Raw genomic sequence first — 16,219 nt, 5'->3', positions numbered from 1 at the left:
TCTGAATTCCAAGGAGTCATTCATGAGCTGGCTAGATAAAATTCTTCCTCCGAAAATTAAAAACCGAAGCAGTTCGTCCAGCGTCCCTGAAGGCCTGTGGCACAAATGTCCGTCTTGTTCGGCAACGGTTTATTCAACCGAGTTGAAGCAAAACAGCGAAGTCTGCCCAAAATGTAATCATCACAATCCGCTTTCTGCGCGCGAACGTTTGAATCTGCTTTTGGATGAAGAAGGCCGTGAAGAGATTGCAGCCAATATTAAACCGACCGACCCGCTGAAATTCAAAGACAGTAAAAAATATCCCGACCGCCTCGCGGCTGCACGTAAAGCAACCGGCGAAGACGATGCATTGGTCGTTATGAAAGGCACCATGAACGGCCTGCCTGTCGTTGTGGCTGCGTTTGAATTCCGTTTTATCGGCGGCTCCATGGGTTCGGTCGTGGGCGAGCGTTTCGTTCAGGGTGTACGCCGTGCCGTTGCAGATAATTGTTCGTTTATTTGCGTGGCGGCTTCCGGTGGTGCACGTATGCAGGAAGGGGTTAACTCTCTGATGCAGATGACGAAGACTAGCGCGGCTTTGCATTTGCTGACTGAAAAACGTCTGCCGTTTATTTCCGTATTGACTGACCCGACCATGGGCGGCGTGTCTGCCAGCTTTGCCTTCTTGGGTGATGTGGTTTTGGCAGAGCCGAATGCGCTGATTGGTTTTGCCGGTCCGCGCGTTATCGAGCAGACTGTACGTGAAACCTTGCCGGAAGGTTTTCAACGTGCAGAATTCTTGTTAGAGAAGGGCGCAATCGACCAAATCGTCGATCGCCGTTCCATGAAAAAACGTATCAGCGATTTGATTACCTTGTTGTGTCATGAGGACAAAGTAACCGCTGCTTGATGGGTATAATAAAAAAAGGCCGTCTGAAAATCATATTTCAGACGGCCTTTTTGTTTGACGATTAGGCAGTCAATGCGGCTTTTAAAACCTTGTTGACTTCACCCATATCGGCTTTGCCGGCCAGACGGGTTTTCAATACCCCCATGACTTTGCCCATATCGGCCATGCCTGATGCACCGGTTTCTGCAACAGCTGCTTCCACGGCAGTTTTGATTTCTTCTGCGGACATCATTTGCGGCAGGTAGCGGTTGAGGATTTCGATTTCCGCGTTTTCTTTGTCAGCCAAATCTTGGCGGCCGGCTTCGGTATAGATTTTGGCGCTGTCTTTGCGCTGTTTCACCATTTTGGTCAGAATGGAGATGACTTTGGCGTCATCGGCTTCGGTACGCTCGTCTACTTCAAATTGTTTGATGGCGGCATTAATCAGGCGGATGGTGCTTAAAGATACTTGGTCTTTGGCACGCATGGCGGTTTTCATGTCTTCGGTTAATTGTGTTTTTAGGCTCATAATGTTCTCACTTTATATCAATAAAAAGATGCCGTCTGAAAAACAAAACACACCGCAAAGCTGCCCTTGCGGTGTGTCGTTTATCACAGGGCAGGCCTGTAATTAGTACATTTTAGGAGGCAGTTGTTGGCTGCGCAGACGTTTTTGCAGACGTTTTGCTGCAGCAGCTTTTTTGCGTTTGCGTTCGGTAGTTGGTTTTTCGTACGCTTCACGGGCGCGCAACTCGGTCAACAGACCGGTTTTTTCTACGGCACGTTTGAAACGACGCATGGCAACTTCAAATGGTTCATTCTCTTTAACACGAATAGCTGGCATTTTATTTCCTTTAAATTTTGTTCAATCAAACCGTTTTAAGAAATAGGGGACGGCTTGTCATAATGGGGTAGTTGTTGTATCGCTGGTTTGCCGAGGGCAGGGCGGGATACGCGCCGTGATGTAAACATCACCTCCTAACAAGTCGGCTTTTGCCGTGCAAGTGACCTTTTGGGTCAGAAACAATCGGGCGATTATCTTATAAACCCGATAGTCTGTCAAGGTTGCAGGCCGTCTGAATGTCTGATTCTGTCTCACTTTTCAGACGGCCTATGGATATTAATAGCGGCCGGGAACCGTACCCATACGTTGTTTCAACGAAGTTTGCGGTTCGTTGAACAATGACGCGTAATAAGTCGCATTGGTCATGACTTTTTTCACGTAATCGCGGGTTTCGGTAAATGGGATGGTTTCGGCGTAAATCGCGCCTTCCAACGGTGAAGAAGCCTGCCAGTTACGGGCGCGGCCTGGGCCGGCATTGTAGCCTGCGGTGGCCATTATTTCGTTATTTTGCAGGCGGCGTTTGGCATCTGCCATGTACCACGTACCCATGCGGATATTGCCGTCCATGGTGTAGAGTTCGCTGCTGCTCATGCCGATTTTGCCGGCGATTTCGCGGGCGGTTGCAGGCATGACCTGCATCAGGCCTTGTGCGCCGACGCTGGATTGTGCGCCCATGACAAAGCGGCTTTCTTGGCGAATCAAACCGTAAACCCAAGCGGGATCGATGCCTGCTTGCGAGGCGTAGCGGACGGTCAGGTCTTTAAACGGAGAGATATAGCGCAGTTTGTAGTTGAGTTTGTGGTCGGTACGGTCTGCGCTGTTGATCGCCATGTCGTAGAACTGGTTGTCAAAAGCGACTTGTGCGGCAGTCAGCAGGTTGTCTTCGTTGAAGTCGCGGGTGGCGAAACGCCATTCTGCCTGTGCCTGACGGCGCATTTTGGAGTCGCCGTTGCTTTGGCTGTTTTTAAACAAAACCAATGCGCGTTTAATAGCGCCGTCTTCGCTCATGCGGCGGACATCTTTGGCATCGGCATCGGAAACGTTGTTGCGCGTATTGATGCGGCGGCCCAGCTCTTCACCTGCCAATACAGCGTAGAAATTGCGGCCGGAAGCAGCGGCTTTTTCATACATTTCTTTGGCTTGGCTGTTTTTGCCTTGTGCGGCAAAGCTGCGGCCCAGCCAATATTGCCATGTCGGGTCTTTTTGCAGTTTTTCAGGCATATGCTGAATCACGCTTGCCAATTCGTCCCAACGTTGCAGGCGCAAAGCGGCGCGTGCGTACCATTCCAATTGCTCGTCGGTCAGTTGCTTGCGGTCAGAAACGCGGCCGTAGTAGCTTAAAGCAGTCGGCATGTTTTGGCTTTGTGCATGGTAGTGGCCCAATACGCCCCATGCGAAGCTGCGTTGTTCGCGGCTGAGGCCGGATTCCATGTCGGACAGGGTGGCGGTGGCAGAAGCGGATTTGCGTGCATCTTTGCCGATTACGCTCAACAGGCTGTATTCGGTCGCACCTTGCGCACCACCTTCAAACGGGCTGCCCAATGCGGCGGCGAGGTTGCGTGCATCCGTGGTTTGGCTGTTGCTCAACAAGCCGCGCACGCGACGCCATGCGTCGTTGGTGTTCAGACGGCCTGAAGCTGCCGCGCTTTCAACCAAGCGGGTACAACCGGCAGGCAGTTTGCCGGTCACGCGAACCAGCTCGGCGGCTTTGCTGTAATTGCCGCTGCTCAAATCGGCATAACATTGCACTTCTTGTGCGACACCGGCGGCGTTCAATTTGCCGAATTCTTGACGGAATAAATCCCATTGGCCGCGCGCGCCCAAGGTTTTCAGCCATTCGTTGCGGACGTTTTCAGCCATTGCGCTGTCGCTGGCTTGGGATAAAAATTGTTGTACCCAAGCATCGTCGCCGCGTTTGGCGGCATCAATGGCGCTTTGGTATTGGCTGTAATCAGACAGGACTTTGGACTCGCTGTCGGCTCGGCGTGAAGGAATAGAAGTGGATTTAGGCTGAACGACGCTTTCGGTTTTTGAAGCAGTCGGTGTGTTTTGGGTGGCGCACGCCGATAAAACAGCGGCGGTAATCAAGCTGAGGGAGAGAGGGAAAAGACGTTGAACGTTCATTGGATACCGTGTCGTTTTTAGAATCAAAATAGCTGCTTATTTTAAATGATTTATGCGGAATAACCGAATTACAAACCGATATTTACATTTTCAAAGCCCGGAAATGACTCAGGCCGTCTGAAATATGAAACACTTTTGAGTATTCCTAATTCAGACGGCTTGTTATGAAGGAAGTCGTCAATCGGGTTTGTGCTCGATATAGTCTTGCGGTTTATCGGCTTTGCCGGTGCGCGTAACCGTGTATTCGCCTTCGATAATGTCTTCATCATCTTTGGCAGGGCCGTAAGTCTGACGGCTTTGGAAAGACTGTGCAGAAGAAACGGGCGTATTGCCTTTAAACGGAATCAGCAAGAGCAGGGCGACGGCGGTTGAAATAAAACCGGGGCTGAGCAGGAAAACCGCGGCGGCGGTATAGCGAATCGGCCACAGCATTTGATAGAGGGAAATGTTTTGGCCGCTGCGGACGGCTGCACCTGCGAGCAAAAGGCCGGAAATGCCGGTATGGCGCAGCATAAAGATACCGCTGATAAAGCTGACGGCCATCACAAACAGCGTCCAGCCGCCGCCTATCCAGTCGGCAACCCAGACGATGGACATGATTTCCAAAAAGATTAAAACCAAAAAACCGATTCCAAAATACTGCATAAGTGTTTGTTCCTTCATTCAACGGATAGTGTCGATTGTGTTTTATCTAGATAAAGATAAACCTTATTTTTTCAAGCAAATGCTGTGTGAAAAAGGGTAAACGGACGATGAGGCCGTCTGAACGGAGATAAAAAGAAGACAGATGTTTCAGACGGCCTTTAGATATTCTATCGCATCACATTGTTCCAATCGCTTTCAAAATAGCTGACGAGGATTTGGTTGTTCAAATAATTTGCTTCAACCTTGCGCCTTGCCATATCGGGCGGAAAGCGGAACATTTCGGCGGCGGTCTGGGCATTGAGATAGCGGGTGGGTACGTCGAATTTTTGCGGAATGGGGAAGTTTTGGTCAAACCCTGCCAGCACAAATCCCCATTCGCCAAAGGAGGGGACGTAGACATGATAGGGCGCGGTGTTCAACTTGGCCGCTTCGAGGGTGGCGACGACCGACCAGTAGGCATTGGGGGCGAAGTAGGGCGAAGTGGATTGGACGACGATTTTGCCCTGCGGCTCAAGATGGCGGGCGACGAGGCGGTACATGGGGACGGAGTAGAGTTTGCCCAGCGAAAAATTGGAGGGATCGGGCAGGTCGATGATGATAACGTCGAATTTTTCAGACGACCCTTCCAGCCATTTGGCGGCATCGTCGTTGACGACGTGCATTTTGGGGTGGGACAGCGAGCCTTGATTGAGCGCGCTTAAGGTGGCGGAGGTTTTAAAAGTAGCAGTCATGTCGGGGTCGAGATCGACCAAAGTAACATTTTTGACTTGCGGATATTTCAAGACTTCGCGTGCCGCCAATCCATCGCCGCCGCCGAGAATCAGGACGCGTTCGGCATTGGGAACCATCTGCATGGCGGGCAGAACGAGTGCTTCGTGGTAACGGGCTTCGTCTCGTGAGGAGAATTGCAGGTTGCCGTTGATGTAGAGGCGGGTATCGTCTTTCCAGCGGGTAACGACCAGCCGCTGGTAGGGTGAGTGGCTTTGATAGACGACGGGATCGCCGAAATAGCTTTGTTCGGCTTTGAAGGAAATGCGGTCTGCGTAGGCGAAGGTGATGGCGAGGATGGACAAGACAATCAGCGCACGCAGGCGAATGGCGCGGTAGCGTGGCAGTTCGGCTTTAAACACGCGCGCGGTCAGATAGGCAACGGCGGCGTTGAAAATGCCAAATAATAAGGCTGAACGCGCCATGCCGAGTTTGGGGGCGAGCAGGAGCGGAAATAATAACGAGACGGCAAGTGCGCCCAAGTAGTCGAAGGTCAATACTTTGGAAACGAGTTCTTTAAATTCCGCACCTTTTTGGTTTAACACGCGCATCACCAAAGGAATTTCCATACCGACAACCATGCCGACAATCAGTACAAAAGCGTAGAGCAGGGTACGGAACGGGGCGGCGGATAAACCGAAGGCCACAAACAATGCCAGCGCGGAAATACCGCCGATGATGCCGACCAGAAGTTCAATTTCGATAAAGCGGTGCAATACGTCTTTATCTTTGATGTATTGGGTCAGGTGCGCACCTATGCCCATTGAAAACAGATAAAGCCCGATGACGGAGGAAAACTGCAAAATACTGTCGCCCAAAAGATAGCTTGCGAGCGCGGCGATGATGAGCTCGTAAGCGAGGCCGCAGCTGGCGACGATGAAGACAGAGATAATGAGGGTACGGTGGGCATTCATGATGACGTTTTTGTGGCTTGAGTGTGGGCAATGTAATGATTTTTAAGGTGGGCTGCAAGTTTATTTATAGGATGTAGAAAAGGCCGTCTGAACGAATTGTTTCAGACGGCCTTTAATCTGTCAGGCATTAATAGCGGTGTTTGAATACCATGCCCACTGCGTAAGAAGATTTTTTCGGCAAATCTTCGTCGTATTTCGGATTGACACTTTCTTTCAACCAGCCGGCGCCGAGTGTGGCGGTCGTCCGTTTGGAGAAGCTGTAATCGGTGCTGACGGCGACGTGTTTGTAGTTTTCGCCGATGGAGCTTTTACCGTAGGCAAAGCCGATTTGAGGTTTGAAATTGCCGATTTTATATGAACCTGACACCATAAATTCTTTGGTGTTGTTGATTTCTTTGTCGTAAGAACCGGCTACGTTGCCTGCCGCATCTTTCCATACGCCCCAGCAGCTGAAGCCGTCGCAAGTGTTTTTGGCGTATTGGAACGCGGCATCGACGGAAATTTTGTCTTTGCTGTATCCGGCCATGAATGCATGGGCTTGGAAGTCTTTGGTTTCGGTTGGGGAGTCGTTGGGTGCGTATTCGGCAGCGTAGTGCGCGTTAAAGCCGTTGTTGGGGTGGTAGTAGTCCACGCCCCAGCCGAAGACCCAGTCGCCGTCACGTTTTTTGTCCGGATTCCAGTCGTTGTTGTTGCGCGCGGCATTGGAACCTGGGGAGACGTTGAATTTGAATTGGAAACCGTTTTTCCAAGGCGATTCATAAGCCATGGAAACGCGGCGTTGGCCGAAGCGGGAAATTTTACTGAATTCCAAAATCGGGCTGTTGGTATCGAACGGATTCAGATAAATGCTGTTCATAGGGGTACTGATGTAACCCATTTTGACGGTGCCGAGGTTTTTGTAGCTGTTGAGCGCGACGTATGAGTCGGCAGTACCCCAGCCGCCCCAGCGGTCGGAATCGAAGTAAATAAAGGAGCCAAGTTGCCATTTCAACCATAAGTCGTTGTTGAGCGGTACTTCATCGGAGAGATAAAGACTGGAACTTTTATCGGAAATGGTTGTAGAGGTTACACCGGTTTTATTGTTGTGTTCGACCTCGGTCATGATGTAGATGGTACCGCTCATTTTAGGTTCGGCGTGGGCGAAGCTTATGGAAGAGCCGATGAGGGCAGTGGCAACAAAACAAGATAACTTGTTCATTTTGTTCTCCTTTTATGTCTTTTTCTTAATTAGGGACGGGAAATTCGGATAATCTTATTTGACAAATTATAAAAAATCAATACATTTGTAACTTATCGTAGGATAAATTGAAAAATAGTTTTCAGTTACGTTTTTTTGTGTTAATTTGCCAACAATCTTGGACGACTGCTTTTATTTCGATGGTATAGGTAGTTTGAAACACTATTTTTATATCTGGAAATAGAGGATTTGACTGGGTTTAAAAACTTCAAATATTTGTAGTTAAATGTAGTTTGAATAATCAGGCCGTCTGAAAAAGAAGAATACCCAAAAGAAGGAATGAAATATGGCCGGAAAAACCTATCCGCTGTTGGCTGCATCATTGGCCGCCGTATTTGCGTTGTCGGCGTGCAGCCGCGATGTCAAACCCGCCCCTGAGTTTAAGCGTACTGATTATGAGCGCGTGGTGGTCAGCAACGGCGTCGAGCCGGGCACGCTGGACCCGCAGATGAGCGGCGATATGGCGGCGGGTGCGATTATCCGCCAGCTGATGGATGGTTTGGTCGGTACGGATGCCGAAGGTAAAACCATTCCTGCTTTGGCGGAAAGATGGGAAAGCAAGGGCGAGCGTGTCTGGACTTTCCATCTGCGTGATGCCAAATGGAGCAATGGCGATCCGATTACCGCCGAGGATTTTGTGTACAGCTTCCGCCGTCTTGCCGATCCGGCCACGGGCGCACCTTTCGGCAGCTATTTGGTCGATGCCCAAGTGGAAAATGCGGAAGATATATTAAACGGCAAAGCCAAGCCTGAGACATTGGGCGTCAAGGCGTTGGACGCAAAAACCCTGCAATTTACGCTGATTGCACCCGTACCTTATTTCCCCGATATGCTGATTCAGCAATTCACTTTCCCGGTGCACCGCGCCACTGTCGAAAAATACGGCAATAAGTGGACGCAGCCCGGTCATTATGTTTCCAGTGGCGCTTATCTGTTAAAGGATTGGAAAGTCAACAGCCACATCAATATGGAACGCAATCCTAATTATTACGATAAAGACAAAGTGGCTATTCCGAAGGCGGTTTTCTTGTCAGGCAGCGGCGAGTACAACCGTTATCGCGCCAATGAAATTGATGTAACTTACGGCATTCCCAGCGATCAGGTTAAGGTGGCGGATATTGAGTTTCCGGGACAAGTGAAACGTACAACTTCTTTGTGTAGCTGGTATTTGGAGCCGAACCACGAAGCGGCGCCGTTTAATGATCCGCGCGTCCGCAAGGCACTCAATATGCTGACGCGCCGCGACATCGTTGTCAAAGTGGGCGGCCGCGGCGACACGCCTGCGTTCCAGTTGACACCGCCGCAAATGCAGGGCGTGATTCCTGTTTATCCGGAGTGGAAAGAATGGACGCCTGAAAAACGCATCGAAACCGCGCGTAAACTGTTGAACGAAGCAGGCTACAACGATGACCATCCGCTTGAGTTCGATATTTTGTACAGCACCAGCGAAGCGTCTAAAAAACAAATCACTGCCGTGCAGTCGGTGTGGAAAGCCGCCATTCCGTTTATCCGTCCGACTTTGTCCAACGAGGAATGGAAAACTTATTTGGATACGCGCGCGCAAGGTAATTTCAAGGTTTCGTTCAGCGGCTGGTGTTCCGATTTCAACGATCCGGCAGGCATGCTCAATATCTTGAAATCCAACAATTCAAACAATGCATTCCGCTACAAAAGCGCGGCGTTTGACGCATTTATGAACAATACGTTGAAAGATGGCGTCAGCAAGGAAGCGCGCAGCCGTCTTTATGCCGATGCGGAGAAGCAGCTTCAAGAAGACGCTGCGCTGATTCCGCTGTATCATCAGGTTGAAGTGCGTATGGTCAAACCTGATATTATCGGCTATTCCGACAAAGACCCTTTGCGGAACTATACAGTCAAGAGCTGGTCGTTCGCACCGAAAAAATAGATTGATGATAGACAGCACAAGCTTTCAGACGGCCTTGATGACAGGGGCCGTCTGAAACAATAGGAGACATAACACATGAAATCTGTACAACAACGTTTGTCCGCTTTACGCGAAGCCATGAAAAAACATGGCGTGGACGCGTTTGTCATTCCTTCCGCCGATCCGCACCTTTCCGAATACCTGCCCGAGCATTGGCAGGCACGCCGCGATTTTTCCGGCTTTACCGGTTCGGCAGGCACTTTGGTGGTAACCGCCGATAAGGCAGGCGTGTGGACAGACAGCCGCTATTGGGAACAGGCCGGCCAACAGCTTGCGCCAAACGGCATCGAGCTGCAAAAAATGGGCGTTGATGCGCCTTATACCGAATGGCTGGCACAAAATCTGCCCGAGGGCGCAGTGGTCGGCGCGCCTGCCGATATGTTCGCACTCAGCGGCGAGCGCGGTTTGAAGCAGGCACTTGCCGCCAAAAACATCCGCCTCGAATACCCAGAAACCTTGTTGGACGAAGTGTGGGACGACCGTCCTGCATTGCCGACTCCGGAAATCTACGTTCACCATCCCGATTACGTTTCTGAAACCGCGGCCGAAAAACTGGCCCGTATCCGTGCGGCCATGAAGGAGCAGAGTGCAGATGCGCATTTGGTTTCTTCTTTGGACGACATCGCTTGGATTACCAATCTGCGCGGCGACGATGTGCCGTTCAACCCCGTGTTCTTGTCCCATCTGTTTATCAGCCAAGACAAAGCCGTATTGTTTACCGATGCAGGCCGTCTGAAAGCCGAATCTGCCGAAGCTTTGAAAGCGGCAGGTTTTGAAGTATTGCCTTATGCGCAAGCGGCAGACTATTTGGCAGGTGTTAAGGGTGCATTGCTGATTGATCCGAACAAAACCGCCGTCGGCACTTTGCGCCGCCTGCCTGAAGACGTTCGTTTGATTGAAGCCATCCACCCCAGCACATTCTTCAAATCAGTTAAATCCGATGCCGACATCGCCCATATCCGCAATACCATGGCGGAAGACGGCGCAGCATTGTGCGGCTTCTTTGCCGAGTTTGAACAAATCTTGGCAGACGGCGGCGAATTGAGCGAGTTGGACATCGACGGCATGCTCTACAAACACCGCAGCCAACGTCCCGGCTTTATTTCGCCAAGTTTCGACACCATCGCCGGCTACAATGCCAATGCTGCCTTACCGCATTACAGCGCAACACCGGAAAACAACAGCAAAATCAAAGGCGACGGTATGCTGCTGATTGACTCCGGAGGCCAATACTGGGGCGGTACGACCGACATCACGCGCGTGGTGCCTGTCGGCAATCCGAGTGCGGCCATGAAACGCGACTACACTTTGGTATTGAAAGCGCATATTTCTCTGGCGGAAACCATTTTCCCTGAAAACATCAAAGGCCCGATGATTGATGCCATCTGCCGCAAATCACTCTGGCAGGCGCAATGCGATTACGGTCACGGTACCGGTCATGGCGTGGGCTATTTCCTCAATGTGCACGAAGGCCCGCAAAGCATTGCCGTTGCCGCCGTACCGCAACCACATCACGCAATGAAGTCAGGTATGCTGACTTCCAACGAGCCGGGTCTTTACCGTCCGGGCAAATGGGGTATTCGTATTGAAAGCCTGGTGATCAACCGTCCGGTTGAAAACCCTGAGGAAACCGAGTTCGGCAAATTCCTGTATTTCGAGACCGTTACCCTCTGCCCGATCGATACGCGCCTGATCGATACCAAACTGATGACCGGCAGCGAAATCGAATGGCTGAACCAATATCACGCCGAAGTGCGCCGCCGTCTCGAGCCTTTGACAGAAGGTGTGGCCAAAGCATGGCTGATCGAACGCACCGAACCTTTGGCGCGTTAACGTGAAAGGCCGTCTGAAACGGCGGATACCAAGTTTCAGACGGCCTGATAACAACAATTATCTACAAACTACAAAACCTTACCCGACTCCGAATAAAAACAATAACCCGGTCGGAATAGAGAGAGAAACCGGCGCGGCGACGTTACAGATGCCTGCTGCCATTCATCCGATTTCCGCTTCAGGTCAGCTTTGTTTTCACGAGTCCGGTATGTTCAGACAGGACAGCCTGATTATGTTGAAATTCATCATCAAACGGATATGTGCTTCCATCCCGACCATGCTGGTGTTGATTACCGTATCGTTTTTCCTGATGCGGCTCGCGCCGGGCAGCCCGTTCACAGGCGAACGCAACCTGCCGCCTGCGGTCATGGCCAACATCGAAGCCAAATACCACCTCAATGATCCGATGTACCTCCAATATTTCCACTACCTCAAGCAGTTGGCACAGGGGGATTTGGGGCCGTCGTTCAAATATAAAGATTTCAGCGTTAATGAGTTGCTTGCCCAATCCCTGCCGGTATCGGCGGAACTCGGCTTCTACGCCTTTTTGATTGCTGCCATCTTCGGCATGTTTATCGGCATCATCGCCGCCTTAAAACAAAACAGTTGGCTGGATTATGCGCTGATGAGCGGTGCGATGACCGGTATCGTTGTTCCCAGCTTTGTGATGGCGCCGGTATTGGTGCTGGTGTTTGCCGTCAGACTGCAATGGCTGCCTGCCGGCGGCTGGAACGATGGCGCACTGATGAACTTGATTCTGCCCGTCGTTACTTTGTCCATCGGTTATGTATCCAGTATCGCGCGGATTACGCGCGGCGCGATGATCGAAGTATTGAACAGCCCCTTTATCCGCACGGCACGCGCCAAAGGCCTGCCCATGAGCCGTATCATTCTGCGCCATGCGCTGCGTCCCGCCATGCTGCCGATTGTTTCTTTCTTAGGCCCGGCATTCGTCGGTATCATCACCGGCTCCATTGTGATTGAAAACGTGTTCGGTATTCCCGGCGTCGGACAATTGTTTGTCAACGGCGCGCTCAACCGCGACTACGGCATGATTTTGGGTTTGACGATTTTGGTGGGCATCATGACCATTTTGTTTAACGCCATCCTCGATATCCTGTATGCCATTATTGACCCGAAAATCCGTTATTAATCCCATTTGCGCAAAGGCCGTCTGAAACGTTCAGACGGCCTGAAGAAAGAAGAAAAAGCGAGAGAGAACATTATGTTATTCAAAAAGAAGCAGACTCAGGCCCTTGCAGAGGCAGCAGAATACGCCCAAGTACACGGCAAAAGCCTGTGGAGCGACGCATGGCGGCGTTTTAAACAGAACAAAGCGGCGGTGTACAGCATTATCATCCTGTTGCTGATCAGCATTTTTGTGATTGTGGCGCCATGGATTGTCCGCTACACCTACGACTTCACCGACTGGGACAATATGCAGATTCCGCCGTCCTTTTCTACCCATCACTATCTGGGTACGGACTTGCTCGGCCGCGATTTGCTGTCGCGCGCGGCAACCGGCGGACGTATTTCCTTGCTGGTCGGTGTGGCCGGCGCATTGGTGGCCGTTGTCATCGGTACGCTTTACGGCGCGATTGCCGGCTTTATCGGCGGTAAGCTCGATTCGCTGATGATGCGTTTTTTGGAAATTTTGAACGCGTTTCCGTTTATGTTTTTCGTGATTCTGCTGACCACATTCTTCGGCCGCAACCTGCTTTTGATTTTTGCCGCCGTGGGTTTGGTGTCTTGGTTGGATGTAGCGCGTATCGTGCGCGGTCAGACCTTGAGCTTGAAGCATAAAGAGTTTGTCGAAGCGGCGCGTGTGAGCGGCGTGGCAAAACGTAAAATCGTAACGCGTCACATTATTCCGAATGTTTTGGGCGTGGTGATGGTGTATGCCTCTTTGCTGGTGCCGGGCATGATTATGTTTGAATCCTTCTTGAGCTTCTTGGGCTTGGGTGTGCAAGAGCCGATGACCAGTTGGGGTTCGATGCTGCAAGAAGGCGCGATTTCGATGGAAGCCGCACCATGGCAGCTGCTCGTACCGAGTTTCTTCCTGGTAACCACTTTGTTCTGTTTCAACTTTATCGGCGACGGTCTGCGCGATGCGCTTGACCCGAAAGACCGCTAAACCACAACCAAAAGGATAATCAAAATGACAAAACAGTTACTGGTTGTAGAAAATCTGGACATCAATTTCGAACTGCATGAGAAAACCGTGCACGCCGTGCGTAATGTCAGCTTTAAAGTGGCAGAGGGCGAAACATTGGCTTTGGTCGGCGAATCCGGTTCGGGTAAGTCGGTAACGTCCATGTCCATCATGCGTCTGTTGCCTGAAAAATTTGCCCGATACAGCAAAGATTCGCGCATTACGTTTGACGGCATTTCCATTTTGGACTCCGATGAGAAAACCCTGCGCGATTTGCGCGGCAACCGCATCAGCGTGATTTTCCAAGAGCCGATGACCTCGCTCAATCCGTTTATGCGTATCGGTACGCAGCTGATTGAAGCGGCGCGGGTACACAATAAAAAGCTCGGCAAAAAAGAGGCAGGACAAAAAGCATTGGCATTGTTGCAACGGGTTGGCATCAAAGAAGCCGAACGCCGCATGAAGCAATATCCGCACGAGTTTTCCGGCGGTCAGCTGCAACGCATCATGATTGCCATGGCGCTCATTAACGAACCCGACCTGCTGATTGCCGACGAGCCGACCACTGCTTTGGATGTGACCATTCAAGCTGAGATTCTCGATTTGCTCCACGATTTGCAACAGCAAATGGGCATGGCGATTATTTTCATTACCCACGATTTGGGTTTGGCTGAACACTATTCCAAAACCGTCTGCGTCATGCGTAACGGCGAAATTGTCGAGCGCGGCAAAATCAAAGAAGTATTTGCCCATCCGAAACACGAATATACTGCCGAACTCATCAATGCCATTCCCAAAGGCATGAAAGAGCCTGAAGAAAACAACGCCGGTGTGTTAATCGATGCCGATAATGTCAATGTTTCTTTCGTATTGAAGCAAAACTTTTTCGGCAAACCGCTCAAAACTTTTGAAGCCGTTAAAGGCATCAGCCTCAAAATTAAAGAAGGCGAAACATTGGGCGTTGTCGGCGAGTCCGGTTCCGGCAAATCCACGCTGGGCAAAGCCGTCATGCAGATGCTGCCTTATACCGGCAATATCTCCTTTGAAGGCAAAGACCTGAAAAACTATACCGCCGAAGAAGCACGCCGTCTGAAATCGCAACGGCAAATTGTGTTCCAAGATCCGTTCGGTTCGCTTTCTCCGCGTCTGACCGTTGGCGAAATTATTGGCGAAGGTTTGACGGTTCACCATCCTGAAATGACCAAAAAAGAACGTATCCAGCGCGTTTTAGAAGTCATGAAGGAGGTATCCCTGCCGCTTGACACGCTCAACCGTTATCCGCACGAATTTTCCGGCGGTCAGCGTCAGCGTATCGCCATTGCACGCGCTGTTATCCTGCGCCCGAAATTCATCCTTTTGGACGAGCCGACCTCTGCACTTGACCGTTCCGTACAATCCAAAGTGGTCGAGCTTTTGCGCGATTTACAAAAGAAATACGGCCTGACTTATATGTTCATCAGTCATGACCTGTCTGTCGTGCGCGCCGTCAGCGACAATGTGATTGTGATGAAGCAGGGCGAAATGGTCGAGTACGGCAGCGTGGATCAGATTTTCCACCATCCTCAAAACGACTACACCAAACGTTTGATTAATGCCGCATTTGATTTGTAGAAAAAGCAAAGGCCGTCTGAAGTAGTTTTCAGACGGCCTTTAGTTTTGTATTCGGTTATAAACAGGGAAGGGGTGCTTGGGTATGAAAGGTATAACATTAAGTTGAGGATCAGAAACTATGGTAAATAGATTAGCAAATGTTCAAGGGGGAGAAATTTTCGCAATTCCTTTGTTTTTATCTGATAGATCTGAATTGGTGCGATTTAAAAAGTCTGATTTCTTAGGAGAAGATAAAAAATTTGCCTATTGTAGAATCATCAAAGATCTTGATGGTGGCGGTATACTCATAGAGGTTTTTACTTTAATCGATGGATTATCTCCTGAAATAGAGGATATTATCCAATCAGGAAGGTTATTTCCACCAATTGCCATAAATGGTCTGGGAATATATAAGAAACGTTGGCCGAAAGTCGGTCAAAAAGAGAAGTATGATTGCGAAATAGATTCTCAGTTTTCCCAGATACAGTTGCTACTTCCAGCCTTACCAGGTGAATCACCGAGATTATGGCAGAATGGGCAAGAAAAACTTATTTCTTTTGAGGAGAGCAGCAATTATGAAGAGTGGACAGTTTGGCTTTCTCCTCATTTAGAAAAAAGAATTATTGAAAGTCTAAAAGCAAGAGGAATAAATGTGTAGCTTTCGATAGAGTGAGAACGATGAGTGAGTTAAAAAAGAAATTATCGTTATTAAAAGTAGAAAAACGAATCAAGGGTTTGAAGGGGATAAAGGATGTCCATTTTCTGACCACCAAACCGAAAGAAATAGCTTGGTATGCAGGGGAGTTGAATCCTATAGATTCTCCGATTCCTTGCCTTTATGAGTTTCCAGCCGATCTTGTTACTAAAGATTTGATTGTATCTATTCAAAGTTTAGTTGGAAATAGAAGGCAATTTATCATGGTTTTATGGGAGTTTTCACCGATTTATATTTTGTTTCAAATAGAGTCTTGGGATGAATTTTTGTCCTCTTATTATTCTGAATTTTCTACTAGAGATCTGATGCTTTTCTTTCGAGGCCAGGAAAAAGTACTTGATGTATATTTAGCGGAGGATAAAGTAGAAGTGAGAAGCTTGGAAAATAAGGCTAAGGGCTCCTAGATTCTATAATGTGAGGTATTATCACTTAATTAATGAATGAAAGAGCCAAAGAGGAAGGGAGGCTATTATTGGAGTGATAAATGATAAAGGAGGTTTGATTGCAATGTTGAAACTATTGAAGGAAAAGGTTTTCTAACAGGAATCATGGCTATTAAAAGGCCGTCTGAAACCGGATAAGGA

At 49.7% G+C, this 16,219-nt stretch carries 14 protein-coding genes; 8 read left to right on the top strand and 6 right to left on the bottom strand.

Annotated features, from left to right (window positions below; translation table 11 throughout):
* The first annotated feature begins 22 nt into the window (after positions 1-22).
* Positions 23-889 (top strand): acetyl-CoA carboxylase, carboxyltransferase subunit beta, encoded by an 867-nt coding sequence (gene accD, locus ACTHUF_RS02545; protein ID WP_315093942.1) that lies wholly within the window; start codon positions 23-25, stop codon positions 887-889.
* 61 nt (positions 890-950) lie between these two features.
* On the opposite strand, the gene ACTHUF_RS02540 is transcribed toward accD, so the two are convergent.
* The 6 genes from ACTHUF_RS02540 to ACTHUF_RS02515 form a co-directional block, all read right to left on the bottom strand.
* The gene (locus ACTHUF_RS02540; RefSeq protein WP_036490300.1) at positions 951-1,397 is read right to left on the bottom strand and encodes a GatB/YqeY domain-containing protein; all 447 of its coding nucleotides are present in this window, start codon (positions 1,395-1,397) and stop codon (positions 951-953) included.
* 102 nt (positions 1,398-1,499) lie between these two features.
* Positions 1,500-1,712: a 30S ribosomal protein S21 gene (gene rpsU, locus ACTHUF_RS02535; RefSeq protein ID WP_003680926.1), complete on the bottom strand. Its 213-nt coding sequence runs from the start codon at positions 1,710-1,712 to the stop codon at positions 1,500-1,502.
* A 276-nt stretch (positions 1,713-1,988) separates the two neighbouring features.
* A complete protein-coding gene (locus tag ACTHUF_RS02530) occupies positions 1,989-3,836 on the bottom strand; it encodes a lytic transglycosylase domain-containing protein (RefSeq protein ID WP_315093943.1) in 1,848 nt (615 codons plus the stop codon).
* Positions 3,837-4,013: 177 nt separating this feature from the next.
* Entirely contained in the window at positions 4,014-4,481 is a 468-nt protein-coding gene (locus ACTHUF_RS02525; protein ID WP_036490296.1) for an FxsA family protein, read from the bottom strand.
* A gap of 167 nt (positions 4,482-4,648) precedes the next feature.
* Positions 4,649-6,166 carry a polyamine aminopropyltransferase gene (locus ACTHUF_RS02520; RefSeq protein ID WP_315094015.1) on the bottom strand — a complete coding sequence of 506 codons (1,518 nt, stop codon included), beginning with the start codon at positions 6,164-6,166 and terminating at the stop codon, positions 4,649-4,651.
* Between the two features lie 124 nt (positions 6,167-6,290).
* Positions 6,291-7,361, bottom strand: coding sequence for a porin (locus ACTHUF_RS02515; protein ID WP_315093944.1), 1,071 nt, complete (start codon positions 7,359-7,361; stop codon positions 6,291-6,293).
* Positions 7,362-7,686: 325 nt separating this feature from the next.
* Here ACTHUF_RS02515 and ACTHUF_RS02510 point away from each other — a divergent pair, with 325 nt between their 5' ends.
* The 7 genes from ACTHUF_RS02510 to ACTHUF_RS02480 all read left to right on the top strand — a co-directional run bounded on the left by ACTHUF_RS02510 (position 7,687) and on the right by ACTHUF_RS02480 (position 16,039).
* Positions 7,687-9,306 (top strand): ABC transporter substrate-binding protein, encoded by a 1,620-nt coding sequence (locus tag ACTHUF_RS02510; RefSeq protein WP_003745986.1) that lies wholly within the window; start codon positions 7,687-7,689, stop codon positions 9,304-9,306.
* Between the two features lie 75 nt (positions 9,307-9,381).
* Positions 9,382-11,178: an aminopeptidase P family protein gene (locus tag ACTHUF_RS02505; protein WP_440406945.1), complete on the top strand. Its 1,797-nt coding sequence runs from the start codon at positions 9,382-9,384 to the stop codon at positions 11,176-11,178.
* Positions 11,179-11,410: 232 nt separating this feature from the next.
* Complete coding sequence (gene oppB / locus ACTHUF_RS02500) at positions 11,411-12,331, top strand: oligopeptide ABC transporter permease OppB (RefSeq protein ID WP_036490316.1); 921 nt, start codon at positions 11,411-11,413, stop codon at positions 12,329-12,331.
* 72 nt (positions 12,332-12,403) lie between these two features.
* A complete protein-coding gene (oppC, locus tag ACTHUF_RS02495) occupies positions 12,404-13,312 on the top strand; it encodes an oligopeptide ABC transporter permease OppC (RefSeq protein ID WP_003683112.1) in 909 nt (302 codons plus the stop codon).
* Positions 13,313-13,336: 24 nt separating this feature from the next.
* The gene (locus tag ACTHUF_RS02490; protein WP_440406943.1) at positions 13,337-14,941 is read left to right on the top strand and encodes an ABC transporter ATP-binding protein; all 1,605 of its coding nucleotides are present in this window, start codon (positions 13,337-13,339) and stop codon (positions 14,939-14,941) included.
* Between the two features lie 118 nt (positions 14,942-15,059).
* The gene (locus ACTHUF_RS02485; RefSeq protein WP_315093947.1) at positions 15,060-15,578 is read left to right on the top strand and encodes an Imm26 family immunity protein; all 519 of its coding nucleotides are present in this window, start codon (positions 15,060-15,062) and stop codon (positions 15,576-15,578) included.
* A 20-nt stretch (positions 15,579-15,598) separates the two neighbouring features.
* Entirely contained in the window at positions 15,599-16,039 is a 441-nt protein-coding gene (locus ACTHUF_RS02480) for a hypothetical protein (RefSeq protein WP_315093948.1), read from the top strand.
* Positions 16,040-16,219 lie beyond the last annotated feature (180 nt).

Origin of the sequence: Neisseria sp. P0024.S006 (assembly GCF_051956595.1) — a bacterium.
Classification (GTDB): domain Bacteria; phylum Pseudomonadota; class Gammaproteobacteria; order Burkholderiales; family Neisseriaceae; genus Neisseria.
The sequence above is the reverse complement of the archived record's forward strand: the minus strand, read 5'-3'. Positions and strand labels throughout refer to the sequence as shown.